Annotated in this window: 21 protein-coding genes; 8 read left to right on the top strand and 13 right to left on the bottom strand. The window is 40.1% G+C overall.

Annotated features, from left to right (window positions below; translation table 11 throughout):
- Positions 1–8: 8 nt before the first annotated feature.
- From HMPREF9073_RS06590 to lnt, 13 genes are all read right to left on the bottom strand, one after another.
- On the bottom strand, positions 9–1,397 hold the full coding sequence (locus tag HMPREF9073_RS06590; RefSeq protein WP_009413203.1) for a hypothetical protein: 1,389 nt from the start codon (positions 1,395–1,397) through the stop codon (positions 9–11).
- Between the two features lie 52 nt (positions 1,398–1,449).
- Positions 1,450–2,088 carry a VWA domain-containing protein gene (locus HMPREF9073_RS06585; RefSeq protein WP_034555552.1) on the bottom strand — a complete coding sequence of 213 codons (639 nt, stop codon included), beginning with the start codon at positions 2,086–2,088 and terminating at the stop codon, positions 1,450–1,452.
- A gap of 2 nt (positions 2,089–2,090) precedes the next feature.
- Entirely contained in the window at positions 2,091–2,729 is a 639-nt protein-coding gene (locus HMPREF9073_RS06580; RefSeq protein WP_034555551.1) for a VWA domain-containing protein, read from the bottom strand.
- Positions 2,730–2,907: 178 nt separating this feature from the next.
- Positions 2,908–3,567: a TerD family protein gene (locus tag HMPREF9073_RS06575; RefSeq protein WP_009413199.1), complete on the bottom strand. Its 660-nt coding sequence runs from the start codon at positions 3,565–3,567 to the stop codon at positions 2,908–2,910.
- Between the two features lie 62 nt (positions 3,568–3,629).
- Positions 3,630–4,184 carry a TerD family protein gene (locus HMPREF9073_RS06570; RefSeq protein ID WP_009413198.1) on the bottom strand — a complete coding sequence of 185 codons (555 nt, stop codon included), beginning with the start codon at positions 4,182–4,184 and terminating at the stop codon, positions 3,630–3,632.
- A gap of 48 nt (positions 4,185–4,232) precedes the next feature.
- Entirely contained in the window at positions 4,233–5,189 is a 957-nt protein-coding gene (locus tag HMPREF9073_RS06565) for a hypothetical protein (protein WP_009413197.1), read from the bottom strand.
- Positions 5,190–5,192: 3 nt separating this feature from the next.
- On the bottom strand, positions 5,193–6,296 hold the full coding sequence (locus HMPREF9073_RS06560) for a toxic anion resistance protein (protein ID WP_009413196.1): 1,104 nt from the start codon (positions 6,294–6,296) through the stop codon (positions 5,193–5,195).
- A gap of 82 nt (positions 6,297–6,378) precedes the next feature.
- Positions 6,379–6,954, bottom strand: a complete 576-nt coding sequence (locus HMPREF9073_RS06555) for a TerD family protein (protein WP_009413195.1) — start codon at positions 6,952–6,954, stop codon at positions 6,379–6,381.
- 122 nt (positions 6,955–7,076) lie between these two features.
- Positions 7,077–8,744 carry a formate--tetrahydrofolate ligase gene (locus HMPREF9073_RS06550; RefSeq protein WP_009413194.1) on the bottom strand — a complete coding sequence of 556 codons (1,668 nt, stop codon included), beginning with the start codon at positions 8,742–8,744 and terminating at the stop codon, positions 7,077–7,079.
- A gap of 51 nt (positions 8,745–8,795) precedes the next feature.
- Positions 8,796–9,935 (bottom strand): lactonase family protein, encoded by a 1,140-nt coding sequence (locus HMPREF9073_RS06545; RefSeq protein ID WP_009413193.1) that lies wholly within the window; start codon positions 9,933–9,935, stop codon positions 8,796–8,798.
- Positions 9,936–9,940: 5 nt separating this feature from the next.
- Entirely contained in the window at positions 9,941–11,329 is a 1,389-nt protein-coding gene (locus tag HMPREF9073_RS06540) for an aromatic amino acid ammonia-lyase (RefSeq protein WP_009413192.1), read from the bottom strand.
- A gap of 34 nt (positions 11,330–11,363) precedes the next feature.
- Positions 11,364–12,368: a hypothetical protein gene (locus HMPREF9073_RS06535; RefSeq protein WP_232212899.1), complete on the bottom strand. Its 1,005-nt coding sequence runs from the start codon at positions 12,366–12,368 to the stop codon at positions 11,364–11,366.
- Between the two features lie 235 nt (positions 12,369–12,603).
- Positions 12,604–14,199, bottom strand: a complete 1,596-nt coding sequence (gene lnt, locus HMPREF9073_RS06530) for an apolipoprotein N-acyltransferase (protein WP_009413190.1) — start codon at positions 14,197–14,199, stop codon at positions 12,604–12,606.
- A gap of 118 nt (positions 14,200–14,317) precedes the next feature.
- Here lnt and HMPREF9073_RS06525 point away from each other — a divergent pair, with 118 nt between their 5' ends.
- From HMPREF9073_RS06525 to HMPREF9073_RS06485, 8 genes are all read left to right on the top strand, one after another.
- Positions 14,318–14,725, top strand: coding sequence for a hypothetical protein (locus HMPREF9073_RS06525; RefSeq protein WP_009413189.1), 408 nt, complete (start codon positions 14,318–14,320; stop codon positions 14,723–14,725).
- A gap of 443 nt (positions 14,726–15,168) precedes the next feature.
- Positions 15,169–15,543 (top strand): hypothetical protein, encoded by a 375-nt coding sequence (locus tag HMPREF9073_RS06515; protein ID WP_009413187.1) that lies wholly within the window; start codon positions 15,169–15,171, stop codon positions 15,541–15,543.
- Positions 15,544–15,602: 59 nt separating this feature from the next.
- Positions 15,603–18,311 carry a calcium-translocating P-type ATPase, PMCA-type gene (locus HMPREF9073_RS06510; RefSeq protein WP_009413186.1) on the top strand — a complete coding sequence of 903 codons (2,709 nt, stop codon included), beginning with the start codon at positions 15,603–15,605 and terminating at the stop codon, positions 18,309–18,311.
- Between the two features lie 134 nt (positions 18,312–18,445).
- Positions 18,446–18,640, top strand: a complete 195-nt coding sequence (locus HMPREF9073_RS06505) for a type II toxin-antitoxin system HicA family toxin (protein WP_009413185.1) — start codon at positions 18,446–18,448, stop codon at positions 18,638–18,640.
- 11 nt (positions 18,641–18,651) lie between these two features.
- A complete protein-coding gene (locus HMPREF9073_RS06500) occupies positions 18,652–19,062 on the top strand; it encodes a type II toxin-antitoxin system HicB family antitoxin (RefSeq protein ID WP_009413184.1) in 411 nt (136 codons plus the stop codon).
- A gap of 125 nt (positions 19,063–19,187) precedes the next feature.
- Positions 19,188–19,922, top strand: a complete 735-nt coding sequence (locus tag HMPREF9073_RS06495; protein WP_009413183.1) for a hypothetical protein — start codon at positions 19,188–19,190, stop codon at positions 19,920–19,922.
- Between the two features lie 73 nt (positions 19,923–19,995).
- A complete protein-coding gene (locus HMPREF9073_RS06490; RefSeq protein WP_002679465.1) occupies positions 19,996–20,577 on the top strand; it encodes a LemA family protein in 582 nt (193 codons plus the stop codon).
- A 4-nt stretch (positions 20,578–20,581) separates the two neighbouring features.
- The gene (locus HMPREF9073_RS06485) at positions 20,582–21,709 is read left to right on the top strand and encodes a YgcG family protein (RefSeq protein ID WP_009413182.1); all 1,128 of its coding nucleotides are present in this window, start codon (positions 20,582–20,584) and stop codon (positions 21,707–21,709) included.
- Positions 21,710–21,755 lie beyond the last annotated feature (46 nt).

Here is a 21,755-nt window from a genome sequence, read left to right as displayed (position 1 = left end):
AGATAGATTTAGTTTGCTACTATTTTAATTTCTGTACAATAGTCGTAGTTATTAGATTTCATAAAGGTAAAGAAATGATCTTGCCATTTTTTTATAGAAGTTCCTTTGGGAGAGTCTACCCTGCAATTTAGAAGTTTGAGAGCTTCAACACCTACCATAACAGGCTGACTTGTTCCTTTTACATAGACATTTGAACGATTAACAACAAGTGTTTTATCTGCAATTATTTGACCATTTGATTCAATAGAGCACCCTCCTTCTATGGTAAGATCCTTTATTACATTGATATTTCTTATTAGATATGCTTCTGTAAATAAATTGAGGGTACCATTTCCTGTAATTTTTAAACTTCCATTAAGTACCGCAATAGCAGAATGATTTTTAGAATAGATTTTATTATTCTCTTGTAGTACAATGGTAAGATCAGCGGATTTTTTTTCTGTTTGAGAAATACCATCTGTATCCTCCTTTTCTGTAACTTTAATAGAGACTCCATTGAGGATAAGAATACGTTTTTTGGGTTTATAGCGAATAACACCAGATTCAAGAGCTGGGAAGTTCTCAGAGGTAATCTTCCAATAATTGGTAGCTGTAAGTTGTTTATTACCTATATAGATGCCATAATCACCTGTGGGGATATTTTCCATAGGGAAAGGGTCGTCATCATAAGATTCCTTGTACTCATCTTTTTCATAAAACTTTGCTTCCCAGTTTTTATCAGTTAATAGGTCTAACACCTGTTTGTTAATTTTATTTGCCTCGGAAGTACCTTCTTTAAAAGATTGCAGAAAGATAGTAGCCTTGTTGTTAATTTCTTTTTTAGGAATACTTTGGGCAATTGCAAGCATAGCTTCTTCTTTAATTTGGTTGTTATTGATCCAAACTTCAGAGAGAGCAATATTCTTACTAAGATCTAAGTGAGCGAGTTCATTTCTTTCAAGAGATAAGGTTTTCAAAGCTGGAGAGTGAGAGAGATCAATATTTTTTATCTTAACTTTGTTTGCTATAAAACGGGTAAAGTTTCCATAGAAAGTTACCACCGCACTCTTGAAAGTATAGTTTTTAGGGGGATTAGTAAACACTTGGGTTTGCTCATCTTCATCCTGAAGGCCGTTGTTATTGAGGTCTACCCATCCTTTACCGATAGCATTTATTTCAATCTGTGCACTTGTGGATTGGGTGTAGAAAGTGATGTAGTGCTGTTCTTTTTGGTTGATATTAGGGTTGATTGCCCATCCTAAATCAAGAATTTTAACCTCAGGATTAGGTTTGGGGTCTGGTTTAGGATCTGGTTTAGGAGTAGGCTCGTTGTTATCACTACCTTTAGAGCAAGCTACCAATGTAACAGTTGCTATAAGTAGGAGGAATATTTTTTTGATAAGACCAAGAGTTTTCATTTGATGAATTTTAAATTAATAATGAGAATTATTTACTTAATCATAATCCTTTCTATACTACTAAATTGAGTTCACGGGGTGGAGGTGGGAGAGTCATAGATTCTCCGGTGCCTTGTGATTTGCCGCCCATTTCTATAGATGAACTTACCCATTTGAAAAAGGTAGTGAGCATATTGGCATCGGTGGTATCGAGTTTTACCACATCGGGGGTGAGTTCTTGGAGGTAGGACACTTCGGCTTTTGGCCCTGCGGCACAACCTACAATCACACCAAAATCTAAGGCTTTTACTTTAGGGATATATTCACGATACTTCTGTATATCGGAAGGTTTGCCATCGGTAAAGATAAATAAAAGCGGTTTCCAGTCGCCTTTTTGTTGTGCTGAACCTCTGATGAGTTCAGTTTTTACCAAATCACACACCATTTCAAGAGCTTCGCCAGTGTGAGTAGGCCCACTTTCGGGACATTTGATTTCGATAGGCTGAAAAGAAGCTAAATCTATCAGCGGGATGATATTGCGCACTTCACGGTCGAAAGTAATGACACTCAAATAGAGGGAATCCATCGCTTGAGGGTCGTTGCGTAGCATATTGATGAGCCCATAGAAGCCGTTGTTGAGGGCTTGGATAGGTTCACCGCTCATTGAGCCTGAAGTGTCTAAAAGAAAATAAGCTAAGAGTCGTCTGTTCATCGTTAGGAAACAATTACTAATTCACTTGGTGGAGGAGGGAGTTGGTCTTTTTTGGTAAGGTCGATACCTGTTTCTTCTACTTTGGTAGAGGTAGTGGCAATAGAGGCAGATACCCATTGGAAAAATTTGCCAATACTATCGGCATCGGTATTGCTAAGGCGCACTACTTGGTCGGCTATTTCCTTGAGCACTTTATCGTCGGCGTTATTACCAGCGGCACATCCCACTATCAATCCTTTTTTCACGGCTTTGAGTTTTTGGAATCCCGCTTGCCAATCGTCGGTAGGGACACCATCGGTCATAATAAAAACGATAGGTTTCCAGTCGCCTTTTTGTTCGAGAGTTGTTTTGGTAACTTCATTTTCCAATTTATCGGCGAGGAGGCTTAGAGCTGCACCGAGAGCTGTTGTGCCAGCAGCTTTGAGGTCTACTGTTTGGAAAGAAGCTAAATCGGTAAGGGGAATAAGTTGTTTAGCATCGGAATCGAAAGTGATGATGCTCACAAAAGCGGTTTCGATAGCCTGAGGGTTTTGGCGCAGCGAATGAATCATCATTTGCACGCCATTTTTCACTGCCTCAATAGGTTCGCCGGTCATTGATCCGGAAGTATCTAAGAGGAGGTATACGGGAAGTCGTCTCATTGTATTACATATTTTAAAAGATTGTCCAAAAAGATTTTTGTACGAGCGTTTGCAATGGGCGTTTGCAAAACGCCCCTACATAGCATACTTCAAAAGCTATTGATAATCAGTTTTTATAAACTTTGTCAAAGTTTTGGGACTTTGACAAAGTTTATGATACAAGAGCTTTTAGATTAGATTATAAATAGCTTTGAACAATACGGTGAATGGTTTGACCAAGGAAAGAATCGTCGACAGGATCACCGATAGCATCAAATTTCCATTCGCCATTTCTCTTGTAGAGTTTCGCCAAAATAAGAGCGCGTTTACCAGCGTAAGCAGGTTCGGCAGCTACGTTGTAAGAGGCAAATACAGAGTTTACACGCTGTGGTGTTCCTTCGAACATACGAATTTTAGCATAAGGGATTTGTGAAAAGTCTTCTTTACCTACGTTGTTGAGGAAGAAGAAGATTTTAGATACATTAGGAGCTACACGATCTAAGTTTACAGTGATAATTTCGTTGTCGAGACCATCGTCACCTCCTTTATCGCCTTGCAAATCGTCGCCGGTGTGGTGAAGAGCACCGTCATTGGAATCTAATTTTCCTTTAGGAAGCCCAAATTGTTGTAAGACTTGAGGGTTATACAAAGGAGAATAGAGGTGGTCGCACACATTATTATTGTCGTCGATGAGAATACAACTAAGGTCTAAATCGACGTCTTGTTTGTTTTTCATCAAACCAAAGAGAGCTTTAGTTTCGATAGCGCCCCAGTTCACTCCAATACAGAAGTTTTGTAGCTTTTCGCCAGATTCTTTGCGTAGGTCGATTTTTTGACCTTTTTGTAGATTGATTGCCATAAAATAATTTTTAAATTAATCAATTAGCAGAGATTTTGCTAATTGAGAGGTTTATAATTCAGTTAATTGTATTTGTTGAGATAGTCTTCCAAACCGCCTTTCATACCCATACCTACCGCTTCGAACTTCCATTCGCCATTGCGTTTGTAGATACGACCGAACTCTACGGCTGTTTCGATAGAGAAATCCTCTTCTAATTCGTATTTTAGCAATTCTTGATTGGTAACCGAATCGAAAATGCGAATGAATGAATTGCGTACCTGCCCGAAGTTTTGACCGCGTTGAGCAGCCTCGTGAATAGTTACCACGATGCAGATTTCGGCTGCATTAGGTTCTATTTTAGAGAGGTCGACAAGGATTTGCTCGTCGTCGCCTTCGCCTGCTCCTGTACGGTTGTCGCCGGTGTGCACTACTGCTTCATTAGGTGATTTGAGATTGTTGTAGAACACGAAGTGGCTATCTGACAACAATTTTTTGTTTTCGCCTAAGATAAATACCGAGGTGTCTAAATCGAAATCAGTACCTGTAGTAGAGCTGTTCGTATCCCAACCCAGACCTACGGTGAATTTAGGAGCATTGATGCTCTCTCTTTGTCCTTTTTGTAAGTTGATTGCCATAAAAATAATTTATTAATTAGTCAATGAGGTAATTTGCTAATTGAGGTGTTACTTGTTTAGGTTTAAATCGAGCATAGAGGTGAGGATGTTTTTTTCTTCCTCTATATTCAATTGTTCATCAGTAAGGTTGTTGTTGTCAATGGTTTCACGGTACTTTGCCAAGAGTTCTTTTACATCCTCGGGGAAACTGTTGCGTATCTCTTTGCGTTTTTCTTCTAAGTCTCTTATTTTGCGTTCCAATTCCCCCACTAACGAATGACCATTACTCACGTTTTTTTCGCGATTCAGTTGGTGCTTGAAGGCATCTTTTAGCAAATAGAAGCCATTGGTTTGCAGATTCCAAATAAACTCATCATCGGAGCCGAGGATTCTAAACAGCTCGAAGAGTTGGAAATCTACATTGAAACCACACTTAAAACGCACTTTGAAGTTTTTGCTCGCCAAACGGGAGAGCAATAGGCGCTCGATACTCAGCCCTTCTAAGGTGTAGAGTTTCGTTCCTGGCACTACTAATAGGTGTGTGATATCATCGTCGTCGCGAAAATATTCCTCGGCATAGAGGTTAGGGAAACTGCGGATAGCCGTGAGATTGTAAGGCTTGTAACTACCTGTGAGGGTACTATAAGCGGCTTGAAACACCGCCGATACCTCAGCCTCGTGATACCGCTGGTCGGTTTCAAAACGGTTTTCGGCTTTGCCTTGGCGTGCCAGCTGCGCAATATAATCCTGATGGGCTGTAATTTCAGTATCAATATTGATGATGGCAGCTTCTTTTTGCTTTTTGAGTTTGGTGAGTAGCTCAATAAGGCTATCGGTATACTGCAAGTGGAACAGTTCCAACTTGTTCACATCTAAGGCTTCGGCATTTTTTTCAAAAAATGAATGGATAATCTCGGTACGTACCACTATACCTACCAAGTCGGGTTGTTTGAAAAAATTCTCTAATATTTTAAGTTTTTGCAACCTCCGTTTGCTATCATTCAGTATTTTTGTTTCTGTTCCCAAGTGTTATGACTTTCTGTTTTGCAATTGGTTTTTAAGGGTTGTTTCTAAGTTTTGCAATTCGTTGTCCAACAAGCGGCGACTTTGCTCTCCTTGTTGTTGGATTTGTTTTACCTCGTTGAGGGTGTTGATGAGTGAAGTGGTAGTTTCACGCAAGGTATCAATAGACACGATTGTTTGTTCGTTAGCACGAGCGACATTCACGGTATTCTGTTGGAGACGCTGAGCGTTTTTGCGCAAAATTTCTTCGGTGGTTTGCGATACGCGTTGTTGTACCTCAATATGTTGTTGCTGACGGTGTAAGGCTACAGCTAACGTAAGTTGGTTTTTCCAAACAGGTAAAGTGGTAGTGAGGATGGTTTGTGCTTTTTCGGCTATTGACACGTTGTTGTTCTGTATCAATCGGATTTGAGGTAACGATTGCAACATAATGAAGCGCACTACTTTCAAATCGGCTAAACGGCGGTCTAAGCGGTTGGCGAAGTCGCGTTTATCGGAAATTTGATAATCTTGATATGCATCGGGGTTTGCTTCCATCAGAGCGAGTTCTTGTTTGGTTTTCTCATAGCGCAAACTACCTGCAATGATGTACTCTTCAATCTTTTTAATCGCATCGACATTGCTACCGAAAATGGTTTGCAACACCGCATTATCCTTAGTAGAGTTGATAACTCCTGCATTCACCTTATTGGAAATATCGGTGATGTTGTTCACTATTTTGTCGTATTTGGCAAAAATATTATCTACTGTAGTTACCATACGCCCCAAGAGCGGTATTTTGCGCAAGAATTTTTTAAAGCTATTACCTTCGAGTTCATCTACATCTACATAGTTGAGTTCTACGAGCAATTTATTGATGAGCTCGCCTACCTCACCAGAGTTAGAGCGGCGTACATTATTTAAAAAGCTATCACTTTGTGAAGCCAATGTATTTTGTAACTCAGCACCAAAGTTGATTACTGAGTTAGGGTTTGTTTCTTCTATATTGGCAGCGATAAGTTCGTACTTAGAGGTATCGGCAGGTGTAAGGTTTTGAAGGGTTACATTACCGTTCTTATCGATTACTTGAGCGTTTGTATCGAGTACTTGTAGTTCTAAGGTTTGTTCCATAGTGTTTAAGATATTTTGATGTGAGTTATTAAAAACTCGCACTAATTTGACAAATGAAATATTAATTATATTTGTTAGTTAGTTATTTAATAATTTCGCCTTTGTAGTATTTAGAAAGGAAAAATGCTAAATCTTCTTTGTAGCCAATGCCTGAGGCTTCAAATTTCCATTTGTTATTGTGTTTATAGAGACGACCAAATTCTACTGCTGTTTCTATAGAAAAATCTTCGCCTAATTCATATTTAGCTACCTCTTCGCCGTTAGCGTTATCGACGATGCGGATGTACGAATTGCGCACTTGTCCGTAGTTTTGTTTGCGGTTGAGTGCATCGTGAATGGTTACCACGAAAAGAATTTCGGTTACTCGAGGGTCTACTTTAGCGAGGTCTACTTGTATACTCTCGTCGTCGCCATCGGCACTGTTCCCTCCTGTAGGGTCGTCGCCAGTGTGGTGGAGGGCACCATCGGGAGAATCGGTATTGCCATAGAACACAAAGAAAGGTTCAGAAGGGATAAGGCGCTGTGCATCTATCATAAAAGCAGAAGCGTCTAAATCGAAATCGTAGCCAGTACCCTCGTTAGGATCCCAGCCTAATCCTATAGTTAAATTTTGTAGACCAATGTCTATACGTTGTCCTTTTTGTAAGTTGATTGCCATAAAAATAATTTATTAATTAGTCAATTAGCCAATTAGCCAATTGAAGAGTTTGTTATTTTATTAATTAGTACGGTGCAAAGATAATAATAATTAGGAAATTTGCAAATTTGAGAGTTAGCAAATTACGAGAGTCCCGTAATAACGCCTTCATCGTCTATATCCATACCTTCGGCAGCAGGCACACTGGGGAGTCCTGGCATACGCACCGTATCGCCTAATATTGGGATTACAAAGCCCGCCCCAGAGGCAAATTCAAACTCTCGCACGGTTACCTCAAAATCGGTAGGACGGGCGAGTTTCTTCTCGTCATCACTGAGCGATTTAGGGGTTTTCACTATACAAATAGGCATTTTATCAAAGCCTAATGTTTTGATTTGCTTCAACTGACTTACGGCTTTACTGTTGTAATTCACCTTGCTCGCTCCGTAAATCTTAGTAGCTACTGCCGTTATTTTTTCTTCTATACTCGCTTCATTGCTATACAACGGACTAAAATGACTCTCACCACTTTGGGCTATAGTGACCACCGCGTGGGCGAGCTCTTCAGTACCTTTACCTCCTTCACTAAACCCTTTGCTCACAATAGCTTGCACTCCTTTTTGAACACATACTTCTTTTACATAGGCGATTTCCTCCTCACTATCGTTAGGGAAATAGTTAATCGCTACTACTGCTTTGAGACCAAAAAGTTGTACATTCTCGATGTGTTTTTCCAAATTGGCAATACCGAGTTTCACTTTTTGCAAGGAAGGAGTGTTGTATTCTTCTTTTTTAGCCCCTCCGTGATGACGCAAGGCGCGAATCGTTGCTACAATCACTACTGCGTCGGGGGCTAAGCCTGCTGAAGTACATTTGATATTGAGGAATTTCTCAGCCCCAAGGTCAGCGCCAAAACCTGCTTCGGTAATCACGTAGTCACCCAACGATAGTCCCATTTTAGTAGCCAATACAGTGTTCGTACCTTGTGCAATGCTGGCAAACGGGCCTCCGTGCAAGATAGCAGGATTGTTTTCAAGCGTTTGCACGAAGTTAGGCTTAATGGCTTCTTTGAGCAGTAGCGCCATTGCCCCTACCACGTTTAAATCGCGGGCAAATACGGGGGTGCCGTCAAACTTTTTGCCTACATAGATATTGCCAATACGTTTTTTCAAGTCAGAAAAACTTTCGGCAAGACATAGTATTGCCATAATCTCGGAAGCAGGAGTGATGTTAAAACCGTCTTCGCGAGGTACTCCGTGAGTAGCACCGCCTAAACCTACTACTATATGGCGTAGTGCACGGTCGTTCATATCCATCACGCGTTTCCACACCACCGTGCGCGGGTCGATGCCTATAGAGTGAGTTTTGCTCTGGATGTTATTATCGATAACCGCTGCCAAGAGGTTATTAGCCTTCTCAATAGCCGAAAAGTCGCCCGTAAAGTGCAAGTTGATGTCCTCCATAGGCACCACTTGCGAATAGCCTCCACCAGCTGCCCCTCCTTTGATCCCAAAAACAGGCCCTAACGATGGTTCTCGCAATACGGCAATCGCTTTTTTGCCTATTCTGTTAAGTCCTTCCGTCAGACCAATGCTCACCGTAGTTTTGCCCTCACCCGCAGGGGTAGGCGTAATAGCCGTAACAAGGACTAACTTACTGTGTTTCATCTTCTCTGCATTGATGAGGCGCAATGGCAGTTTCGCTTTGTATTTTCCATAAGGGTCGAGGTCGTCCTCGCTGATGTTTAATTTTTTAGCTACCTCTCTAATAGGGTGCATCTGTGCTTTTTGGGCGATTTCTAAGTCGGTCATAAACAATGAACAATTGAGAATTAATAATTTTGTGCGACAAAAGTAGTGTTTTTAGTTGGATTTTCCAAACACAATACAAGTAGGTTTATCTATCTCAATCTCTTCTGGCGTTTCAGTCAGTTCGCCAGTTTCTTCATCACGTTGAAAAATCTGAATTTTATTATCATCTCGGCAAGCTACTAAAAGGTATTTTCCATTGGGAGTAATAGCAAAATTGCGAGGGTGAATACCCGTGAGTTGGTAGCCTATTTTGGTTAAAGTACCTTTCTCAGGGTCGATAGCAAAAATTGCAATACCGTCTTTCTTTAATCGGTGAGAGGTGTACAGAAAACGCCCATCGGGGCTGATATGTATATCGGCACTACCACGCCCGCCACCTTCATCAGCCATTATACGCTGTACTTCTTTCAGTTTACCCTTGTGATAGCTGAGTACCACACATTCACCTCCTAATTCGTTGATAAGGTAGGCAAAACGACCGTCTTTACTAAAAGTAAGATGGCGAGGGCCTTGTATGGTATCACTAATGCGATAAGCAACTTTCATATCTTTGAGCACTTTAACGCCTTTTGAGGCTTTCCGTGCTTTGTAACGAAAGCGATACACACAATTTTTCCCTAAATTAGTAACCAACACATAGCGCTTCTCAGGGGTAGGAATGATACAATGGATATGAGATGCACTGCCGTGCAAAGCCTCTACAAAGGATATGTGTTGTACTTCAGTTTGCAATCTCCCTGCAGCATCTAATGAGAAAACACTGATGTCGCCCCCTGTATAATTTGCTGTGATGACGTATTTACCGTCGGTTACGATATGGCAAGGGTCGGCACCTGCTCGTGGCAAGGATTCTTTAGGAGCCGTAGGCAGGAATATAGGATTGCTTAGCTGTACTTTATCTTCACTCACATCAAACGAATAGGCTCCTTGTCGCCCATCGTTATATTCACTTACGGCATATAGGCGTTTTCCATCGGGAGATAACGTCAAGAAAGAAGGATTAGCAGCGGTGGCACTGCTCAGCAGTTCGAAAGTTCCATTCTCCTGATTAAAACGATAGGTATAAATACCTTTAGAATTACTCTCTTCGGTATAAGAGCCTATATACATCATCAAGTTATTATCTTGGGCAAAGGTGATGAATGTTAATAGTGCAAAGACTATAGTCAAAAACGTTTGTAATTTCTTCATAAGTTTTAATTTTGTGTGCTATTAAAAAATTGTATGGTGTGCTCTATTTGCTTTTTGAGGGTAGTTACTTCCTCTTCTGCCATAAAACTGAGATATTCTTTAAACAAAGCAGAATGGTAGTCAAATTGCTTCTTTTTCCACTGCGAAGTAGCTAAAATCAATTCAATGGCTAATATTTCTTCTATATTCTTTACTACTTGTTCGCATTTGATAGCCGAACTACCTCCCATTCCTTTTATATCTATTGTTTTTTCAAATAAAATCGGACTTTCGATGCTCGCAGGAATGGAAAGACGGCGGTTTTCATTCAATATTCCTTCTATGATACGCTGGAAAATAGGGTAATCTATTTCTGTTTCTATCTCTTTGCCGAGATTAGAAAGCAAGTAGAACACACGTCGTTCGCTGATATTGCCCAAGCTGGTAAGGGTAATCGCCAAAAAGTCCATTGCCAAGGTGAGGGGCAGGGTATGTGAGTTGCCCCCAAAGATAATTTCTTGGTTCTCGGGGAAAAGAATAGGGTTATCGGTAACTGAGTTCATCTCGGTTTTAATCACCTTGCGAATGGCTGCAATCGACTCGCGAACAGCTCCGTGTATTTGAGGAATAGAGCAAAAAGCTTCGGGCATAGATGAGAAGGCTTGCGGTTGTGCAGCGAGGGTACTATCTTTTAATAGTGTGCGCAAATGTTCGGCGGTTTCCACAAGTCCCTTATGAGGTCGCACTACTTGCATAGCTTCCGAAAATGCCGAGAGGTTACCACCAAAAGCTTGGGTAGAAACCGATGATACAAAGTCTGCCCACTGTATGATTTTCAGCGATTTACTAAGGTTGTAGATGCCATAAGCAGTGGTGAGCTGAGTGCCGTTGAGCAGGGCATCGGCTTCGCGCATTTCCAAAGATAGAGGTTGCCAACCGTATTTAGCTTCCAGCTCTTGCGCCGAATAGATTTTGTTGTGTATACACACTTCGCCTTCACCAAAGAGGGGCAGAGCGAGGTGTGCCAGAGCAATGCGTTCATCGGGGATATCTTTAGAATACACCACCGGAAAGACCTCTTGATTATAAAAGTCGATGAGGCGTTGCACCAAAGCCAATCGCACCCCACTATAACCATAGGAAAACGATTGTATTTTAAGGAAGAGCATCAGTTTGACAATCTCATTGGGGATACGCTCGCCTATTCCACAAGCATAGTGGCGCAACAGCGATAGGGAACCTACTGAAAGTCGGTTTAGAATTTCAGAGTCTTTTTTACAATAATCGCTGAGGAAGCGGTGACACGTTTCGATATTAATCACCGCCTCTTCCGAGAGTTTTAGTTGTGTATCGCCTTCTACAATTGCAATAAGCTGTTCTAAAAGAAGGACTTCGTTAGAAATATAGTGTTCCATATTAGGAGGTAGGGGTTAGGGGGTTAAAAACGAGCTACTTTACCATATATAGTCGCCCTTTTATAGATAACAATTGATATTGTAGCAGTTTGTTGCTATACAGATCTACTTTTTCAAACTTTTCGAGTTCTTCATTGCCTTTGGTAAGGTAATAAGTAGGGGTTTTTAGAGCAACACCTTCAGATGTCAACGTATAAGTATCAACTTTAAAGGAGATAGAAGCATTGTCTAAACGCAGTTGCATAAATAGCTTTCCTTCTCCCCCTTTATCAAGAGTTTCTTCTATCAAAAAATACTGAGGTAATATCTTACGGCGTGTATAAGTGCTTTGAAAGTCACTATAATAAAAATCGTCAGCACCCAATTTCATAAAAAGAGGGAATATGGAAGTCCTCTCAAAAAGAGTATTTTGAAAAGAGTAAATGTAATTAGTAGAACAAATATAATGAGGCATCCCGTCTTGAATAAACACTACAATACTCTCATAATTAAAAGTAGTATAGTACTTTTGATTATCGGGGCGCCATTCTATGTTTCTAACTCCTATTTTATAACAAGTAGGCGTGGGTAGATGGTTTTTGGATATATAAGTTCTCACATCGTTTTCTTTCCAAAAATCAGTACCCTCAATGGCTTTCATCGGACGAAATTCGGGGTTGCCATCTATAGCCCAAGTACTGTAAGTGAGTGTATAAGTATCAATGATATACTTGTCTTTGATATGAAACTCTCGTTTCTGTTTCTCGGCTGTATTGAGAGGCAAACTGTCAATTATTTTTCCTGAAGTATCAAATTTAAAAAAATAAAACGAAGTATTTGATTTATTATAAAGTGTTACTAACTGATATTGATCGTTGAAGAACTTTTTCTTAAGCGAATACCCTCCTCTTTCATAAAGCGGAGTAATTGTCTTTTTACCTTGTGTAAGCTCTTTTGATGAAAGTTCAGGGTAGTTTTTGAGATTTTTAGGAAGGAACCGCTGTGATTGCCATACTGTATAAGATTCTTCTATTTCGTCTTTGTGATAAGTATAAAGCATTGTTAATACTGTAAGACAAACACTCACCCAAAATATTTTTTTGACGGTCTTATAATAGAAACTATAATAACAAAGCAGCCCTAAAACAAAAATTATAGGTGTAAATAACAGAAGTACATCAATAATTCTTAAGGATAAGGAAGACCCTAACCCGCAAATAATAGAAAGCACTATAAAGCCGATGCCCGTTAAAATCGCTAAAAATATATTAGGTTTCTTCATTTGTCGTTAGTTTTTAGATGGTTTCACGTTTCCTTAATACTGCATACAAAAACACAAAAAACGCCAAGAAATACGCAATACGGGCAATGTAATCACCCATTTGCACATAGAAAGTTATTTCATCATTTAAGGCAATAGTGCCTTTCAAACTGCCTTGAGTGCCATAAGGAAGTGTTTTGAGCACCTCTCCCCTACCGTTGATAAATGCCGAAATCCCCGTGTTAGCACTGCGGGCTACACTCCGGCGGGTTTCAATGGCGCGCAAACGGGTATAGCTGAGGAGTTGCTTGTGCCCTTGTGTGTTACGCCACCACGCATCGTTAGTAAGGATAGCCAAAAAGTTAGCCCCTTTCTTGATATAGCCCGTTACAAACTCACCGTAAATCGTTTCGTAACAGATGATAGGTGCTGCCTTGCCCTCGGTGTCTACCCCTGCGAAAGCTGTGCGCTCAGGTTGGGTAGTTTTCAGCGCTACCGTACCGCCAAGATTGATGAGCGTTTCGCCCAATATAGGTTTTAGTATATTTTGATACGGAAAATTCTCGACAGCTACTACCAATTTACTCTTGTGATAGAGTGGCATTTCAGGATTGCGATTGAGCAAGAAAGCCGAATTGTAATCGTTGTACCAAATACCATAATTAGAGAGATAGTTGCTTTGTGAGGTGGTATGTGCTTCATCTCTCACAAACTCAATCATTGCAGTGCCTCCTACCCAATTGAGCTTAGGATAGCGCGCTACAGAAGTGCGCAACCTATCTATCTCTGGTGCATAAGGCAATTCGTTCAGTTTGATATTCTCAGCAAAGACCGTTTCGGGGGTAAGGACGAAATTTACTTTATCGTCCAACTTATCGGCGGTGAGTTGCAACAACAGATTGCTTACTTCTTGATTAGAAAGTGAATATTTCTCGGCATAAGGGTCGATATTAGGTTGCAAGACAATCACATCAACTGTTTTCTTGCCTGCTTCGCTATAATTGAGGTATTGGAAATACGAAATCACTATAGGCACAGCAAAAAAGAGCATTGCCAAGCCCACTTTTTGAGCAAGAACTTTGCGGTTTTTAGCCGTAAGATAGTTTTCAACAGCCAAAAATAAGATGATATTCACAATCCACACCCATAAAGAGCCCCCAAAAGTACCCGTATATTCGTACCATTGTATCCACGTAACTTGCTCGGAGAAAACGTTACCTAAATTCAGCCAAGGCCAAGAAACTTCCCAAGTGAGGTGGAATTTCTCAAACGAAAGCCATATTGCAACTAAGAAGATGAGCGATACCTTGCGGTTCATTCGTTTGGCAACAATATGATAGAGGAAGAAAGTAAGGGTCATCAGTAGCGTATTTGCTAAAATAGCGAAAATTGCCCCTATTTGGGTAGAATACCATATCCACCAAGTAGTAGGAATATTCCAAGTGAGGAATGCTAAATAAGAGAGCGCAAACACTTTGCGCTTGGTATGGCGATAGTTGTGACGGATGCGCGCTTCCATCAGCAATAAAGGAACAAAGCCAATGAATATCAAGATAGTAATTCCATAGGTTACCCACGCACTTGCGAGTAAAGCCCCTGAAAGTAGAGCAAGGAGTATGTTTTTCTTCATAATGATGAATAACGAATAACGAGGCGAAGATACAACTATTTTAAAAAATACACAAAAAAATTTTCATATATTACTTTTTCTTACTTATTTTGCGGACTGTTATAAAAAATAAATAAAAATGGACAATTCACAAAACAATTTTCAGAACTATTTCCAACCTCAGCAGCAGCAACACTACAGCAACGACAATCCGATGGTAACCACTTTAAGTATAATAGGATTAGTGTTAGCAATTCTTACCGTTGCTATCGCTTTCATCCCTTGTTTTGGAGCTTTCGCTTTTTTCATTGGGGTTATTAGTCTTATTATTTCGTGCATAGGGCTTTATTTAGCCTATAAAAATCAAGTAAACAAAGATATGCTCATAGCAGCTTTAGTAATTTCCTTAGTAGGAACTATCATCTCTGGTGTACAACTTTTTACACTTAAAGCTATGGGAGATGCTATTATCGAAAATTCTCAAAGAATACAAAACGACAGCTTAGATACTGATTCTTCTTATAACAGAGATTACGACGACGATTAACATTGAAACTCACTAATTCACATAAGTATCTATTAGTAAATAGTATATTAATAGCATTGTTTTTTGGGGGAATACTATATCTAAAATATTTTCCTGCCAAAATACAATGCTATTACAAATCTCATTACGGTTTTGAGTGCCCTACTTGTGGGCGTACCCGTGATTTGTCACAATTTCTCTCCTTAGATTTTCACTCCCCTCTCAACCCTGCTTCCTATTATTACTTTACAGCTTTTGCATTAATTTTCGTCACTCGCATTCTTCACAGTTTAATTGTATATCGCAAGCCTCATCAGCTGAAAAGTATTATTTTTTTAGATGGTGTAGTATTAGTATTTTCTATTTTTGTAGTAGTTTTAGGATTTTTATAGTATTGGCGATGAATTGTATAATTTGCTAATTAACAAATTATTCTTATTTTTGTCGCCAAAATTATTATTAGAATGAATACATATCAAAAAAACAACACTTTTGAAGCTCAGCGCCCTCAAAGTGTAAAAAAAACCATCATCAACCTCTTAGGAGTGATTACCCTCGTTTTGGCAATTTTTGTACTTATCGCTTCTTTTATTCCTATAATTGGTGAAATTGCTTTTATAGGAGGTGCCGTAGTAATTCTGTTGGCAGCCATTGGTTTGTACTTTGCAGCTATCTATGGTATAGGTAAAGCCTTACTCATTGCAGCGCTATCACTTTCTATGGCTGGCACAGGCATCTCAATTAAAAAGTTTATCGATTATAACGAGGCACACGCTTCCGAAATACACTCAGGTGGTTCGGGTGGTGGTCACCATCACAGCTGGGGCGATGATGATTAACTAATGTCTCAAATTCGCTAATTATATCTATCTTTGCACTTTAATCATTTTAAATAACTATGGCAGAAAAACACCATTACAAAGGACTTACCGATGCGCAAGTTCTTGAAAGTCGTGCCAAACACGGCGAAAACTCACTCTCATCAGTAGAGGGTGAACCTCTTTGGAAGCAATTCTTAGAGAAATTTACTGACCCTATTATCATTATTCTGCTGGTAGCCCTCGTCTTCTCATTTGGGGTATCTACCTATGAATTTACAGTACACAATACGGGTATCCACGCCTTTTTAGAGCCTGTAGGTATCCTCTTTGCCGTACTTTTGGCTACTGGAGTGGCTTTCTATTTTGAACAGAAAGCTAACAAACAATTTGAAATCCTCAATCAAGTAAACGACGATATCTACTATAAAGTTATTCGCAATGAGCGTATTACTCAAGTGCTCAAAAAAGATATCGTAGTAGGTGATGTGGTTATCTTAGAAACAGGAGAAGAGGTACCTGCCGATGGAGAACTCCTTGAAGCAGTATCGTTGCACGTGAACGAATCGACGCTCACTGGAGAGCCTATGGTACACAAAACTACTAACCCTGCCGATTTTGAAGCCGAAGCTACTTACCCCTCTAACTACATCTGTCGCGGGACTTCAGTATCCGATGGACATTGTATTTTTGAGGTGAAAAAAGTGGGTGATGCTACCGAATACGGCAAAGTGTTTGAAGGTGTACAAATAGACAATAGCGTAAAAACCCCGCTCAACGAGCAATTAGACCATTTGGCAGGAATGATTACCAAAATCAGTTATGCCATTGCTGCTTTGGTGATTGTAGGTCGCCTTATCGTGTATTTCACCAGTGCTGAACATAGTTTAGACACAATCGACTGGGTATCGTTTGGAGGTTACCTGCTCAACACCGTGATGATTGCCATTACCGTAGTAGTAGTAGCTGTGCCCGAAGGCTTGCCAATGAGCGTTACCCTCAGTTTAGCTTACAGTATGCGCAGTATGATGGCTACTAATAATCTCGTGCGCAAGATGCACGCTTGCGAAACTATGGGGGCTACCACCGTGATTTGTACCGACAAAACGGGTACGCTCACCCAAAACCAAATGACCATCTACGAAACCTTCTTCAACGCGGGTACTGATGAGAAACTCATAGCCGAATCTATGGCTGTGAACTCTACCGCTTATCTTGATTTCACCGATAAAGATAAACCCAACGTATTGGGTAACCCTACCGAAGGAGCCCTCCTCTTGTGGCTCTATGGCAAAGGTATCAACTACTTGCCGATACGCGAAGAGAGCGAGGTATTACAACAACTCACCTTCTCTACCGAACGCAAGTATATGGCTACTTTGGTACAATCGCCTACACTTGGCAAACCTGTGTTGTACGTAAAAGGAGCTCCTGAAATAGTAATGACTTTCTGCCACGAAGGCGGTAAATTCCTTTCAGATATTTCGCAAGCCGATTTCGAGGCTAAACTTTTGCAATACCAAAACCAAGCGATGCGTACTATCGGTTTTGCGTATAAAGTGATTGACGACCCTAAAGCAATTATCTCAGAAAACGGCAAGCTCGTAGTAAACGGCTTGCACTTTATAGGTATCACTGCCATATCTGACCCTGTACGCCCTGATGTACCTGCATCTATTGAAGAGTGTATGCACGCTGGCATTCAGGTGAAGATTGTAACCGGAGATACCCCTGGTACCGCAAGAGAAATCGCTCGCCAAATACATTTGTGGGACGACAGTTGCAGCGACCGCAACCAGATTACCGGTGTAGAGTTTGCCGCAATGAGCGATGCCGAACTTTTAGACCGCATAGGCGACCTACGTGTGATTTCACGCGCACGTCCGCTTGACAAAGCACGCTTAGTAAACTTACTCCAACAAAAAGGTGAAGTAGTAGCTGTAACCGGTGATGGTACTAACGATGCTCCAGCCCTCAAAGCAGCCCAAGTAGGTCTTTCAATGGGTGATGGAACCTCAGTAGCTAAAGAAGCCTCAGATATCACCATTTTAGACAACTCATTCAGCAGTATTGGTAAAGCCGTAATGTGGGGACGCTCGCTCTATTTGAACATTCAGCGTTTTATCCTCTTCCAGATGACTATCAACGTAGCAGCGTGTATCATCGTACTTATTGGGGCTTTCTTAGGGGTAGAATCACCGCTTACTGTAACCCAAATGCTTTGGGTGAACCTTATAATGGATACCTTTGCTGCTTTGGCGTTAGCATCATTGCCACCGAGCAACCGCGTGATGAACGACAAACCACGTGCGCGTGGCGCTAATATCATCAGCTCTCCAATGGCAAAAGGCATCTTTGGGGTAGGAGGATTCTTTGTGTTGTTGCTCTTTGGTTTCATTCAGTATTTTAAGAATGAAGACATCACAAGTCTCACTGACTTCTCTATCAGCGATTATGCAAGACATTTCTTCCATTTTGGAGCTCCCGAAGGCAGTTTATCAGCTTATGAACTTTCCTTATTCTTCTCAATATTCGTATTCTTGCAATTCTGGAATATGTTCAATGCCAAAGCCTACCGTACCGGCAAGAGCGCATTCAACAACCTTAGCAAGAGCCAAGGGTTTATGCTCATCGCCTTAGCCATTGTATTAGGACAAGTGTTCATCACTACTTTCGGTGGACAGATGTTCAATGTAACGCCTCTCAAATTGGTAGACTGGGCAATTATCATCGGTGCTACCAGTGTAGTACTTTGGGTAGGAGAAATCCTTCGCTTAGGTAAGAGGTAAGAGATATAAGAGATAAGAAAATAAGAAAAGCACAATAGCTAATCATTTTAGTTATTGTGCTTTTTTGTATTGCAAAGTTTGCTAATTAAAATAATAGCATTATCTTTGCAAAGAAAAATTAATCAACTATAGCAATGAAATATTCGGAATTAGAAAAGAAACTAAAAGAATTTGGTTGCTTTGATACTGGTAAACAAGTCAATGGACACCCTTTATGGTTCAGTCCGATTACAGAGAAAAGATTCAAAATGAGCAATCATAAAAGTAAAGAAGTAGCTACTGGCACACTAAAAAGTATTTTAAAAGATGCAGGTATTAACAATAATTAAAAATTATAACTATGAATAAAGTAAAAGCATTTATTGAAAGAGCTAATGATGGTTCATATAGTGTATATATAGATTTAGATGATAAGACTTTAAACTATGGCATACACGGAGAAGGTGAAACTGTAGAAGAAGCATTAGCTGATTTTAAAGCCTCGTATGCTGATATGAAAGCTTTTTACAAAGAAGAAGGAAAACCTTTTGTAGAGGCTACTTTTGAATTTTTGTATGACTTACCCTCATTTTTGCAACATTATTCTAATGTATTCAGCTATGCAGGATTGAGTAGGCTTACAGGAGTTAATCAATCGCAACTAAGTCAGTATGTACAAGGGTATCGCAAACCTACAAAGCGTACTTCTATGAAAATTCAAGAGAAATTACACTCTTTATCACAAGAATTACGACAAATACAATTTGTGTAATGCACCAAAAACTCCTAAACTATGGAACACTTTACTAAAAACTTAGAAACCTTACAAAAACTTCTTACAAACGACAGCGAATTACTACCTTTTGCCGATTGGCTAAACGAAGAAATGGCTACACTATGAGAAAAGAAGTCATCACTATTGTTGCTATCATTTTGCTCCTTTTAGCGGGAGCAGGATTCCTTTTTGTTAAATATGCCCAACAGAAAACAGCTGTTTATTACGCTGAAAAAGAAAGCAGACTCTACCGCTACTACTACGATTATTACTACGCTCATAACAAACGTTTTTCGGCTACTGAATTTTTAAAAGTTCTATCACACAAAGACCCTGAACTATACGAATTGCTGAAAAACGAAAAAATCGTATATTACCCCAAAAAAGAAGGTTTTGCCTACCAAAGATACGCATCGTCACAAAATTTTGTAAGTTTTGAAGATTTTACCTTTGCAAAATTCCTATTCTCTGATGCCAACATAGCCATAGACCCGATAATGTCTTTTAGCAAAATAGACTATGAAACTGATGTGATATATCAGTACAAAAACGATAGTTTTATAGAAAAAGAGGTATTCAACAAACGGTTACTGATAGATAAATACACTCAGCTATTGCATTGCAAAAAACCTTTTTTAGAAGAAGATTGCCCCTCCTCCGACTACAATTTATGCAAAGAGGCAACCGCGGTGATTTTTCCAAAAGAAGTAGCTATTGTAAAATCGAGTTTTGAACCTGAAAGTGAAGCGATTATCAAGCAAGTTTTGCAAACACACTACATTAATGCCAACGATACACTTATGGTAGTGGTGATTTTTCCCAACCTCAGTGAAGCAAAATGTTTGAATATCAATTGACTATTGATAATTGGTTAATTGACAAATTATTACTATCTTTGCGCCAGAATTAATTTTTTTAAGATAAAAACAAATGAAAAAATCAACTCTTATCCTTATTGGAGCTGTAGTGCTCATAGGAATATTTGCTGTTTCAGCCTATAATGGCTTGGTAAACAAACAAGAACAATTGCACAGTGAGTGGGCGCAAGTAGAAACCCAATACCAACGCCGTTCCGACCTTATTCCTAACCTTGTGGCAACTGTTCAAGGTTATACCAAACACGAAAGCACTACCTTAAAAGAGGTTGTAGAGGCACGCAGCAAAGCGACACAAATCAACATCAACCCCGAGAAGTTAGATGCCGAATCATTAGCCCAATACAATAAAGCACAAGGAGAACTCTCTCAAGCCCTCGGTCGTTTGTTGATGGTTACTGAATCCTACCCCGACCTGAAAGCAAGTGAACAATTTACAGCCTTACAAGCAGAATTATCAGGTTGTGAAAACCGCATTGCTGTAGCTCGTAAAAACTACAACAGCGCAGCAAAAGACTATAACACCTCTCGCCGCCGTTTTCCTAACAACCTCTTCGCTTCAGCTTTTGGATTTAATGAATCTGCTTATTTTAAAGCCGATGAAGGTAGCGAAAAAGCTCCTAAAGTAAGTTTCTAAAAAAATGAACAACAAGCTATTAACCCTACTATTTTCCTTTATCATTGGCATTGGATTTTCCTTTGCTCAAGAGGCTTATACGGTAAAAACAGTGCCCAACGTACAACTGCAAGATGCCCAGCAGTACACCTCCGATCCTCAGCATTTGCTCACAACTACTGAAGTTGATAGTCTCAATGCTATTTGTAGAGACTTGCGCGCTGAAAAAGGAGTGGAAATGGCAGTGGTAGTCTTGCCTCGCTATACCAACGATTATGCTGATATACGCGATTTTGGTTATGAACTTTTTACTGAATGGGGATTAGGGCGAAAAGACCAAGACAACGGCTTACTAATGCTTTTGATCACCGAACCCGAGCAGCGAGCTATCACTATAGAAGTGGGGTATGGCTTAGAAGGCACTCTCCCCGATGGGTTGTGCAAACTCATACAAACACGCACAATGATCCCTCTGATGAAGAAAGGACAATATGGTGCAGGACTCATTGCAGGGGCTGAAGAAATACAAAAAGTCATTTCTGGCGATTCCGACCTACCACAACTACTGGAAGCACAAGAAAACTCAAGTTGGTGGGAAGAAATAAAAGAAATGTTTTCTGGAGTATTCTACAGCGCTATAGCTTTTTTCTTTTTTATTCTTATGATTTTTGGAAAGACTAGAAAAGAAATAAAAGAACAAATGGCTAATCCTGCTATATCGCCTTATGTGAAGTATCTAACTATAGAAAATGTAAGCATCTCAAAAAAATACATTCCTCTATTCATACTCTTCTTCCCTACCCTACCTTTTGGAATCTATTGGTATTTTTATTGCAAACGACTCAAAAAGCGATTGCTCACCGAGATGATTTGCGAAGAATGTGAGCGCACAGGCACCACCGTTGTCGAAAAAGTAACCCGAGATACAATAGGTGATTACATAAAAATTACAGTGCAATTTCGTTGCAAAAATTGCAACCACCTGCATACAGAGGAAAAGAGTTTCAAGATTGAACACAACCGTAATTACCGACGAGGCATTGGCTTTGGGGTAGGTAGTTCGTTTGGAGGAGGCAGTTTTGGAGGCGGTAGCTTTGGCGGTTCGTTTGGAGGAGGACACTCTGGTGGTGGTGGCGCCTCTACAAGATTTTAATACAATTGATATGATAAAAAAGAGGCTGTCCAAAAAGTTTAGTTTA

It is taken from the genome of Capnocytophaga sp. oral taxon 326 str. F0382 (genome assembly GCF_000318295.1).
Taxonomy (GTDB): Bacteria; Bacteroidota; Bacteroidia; order Flavobacteriales; family Flavobacteriaceae; genus Capnocytophaga; species Capnocytophaga periodontitidis.
This window is presented reverse-complemented; position numbering and strand designations above follow the sequence as displayed.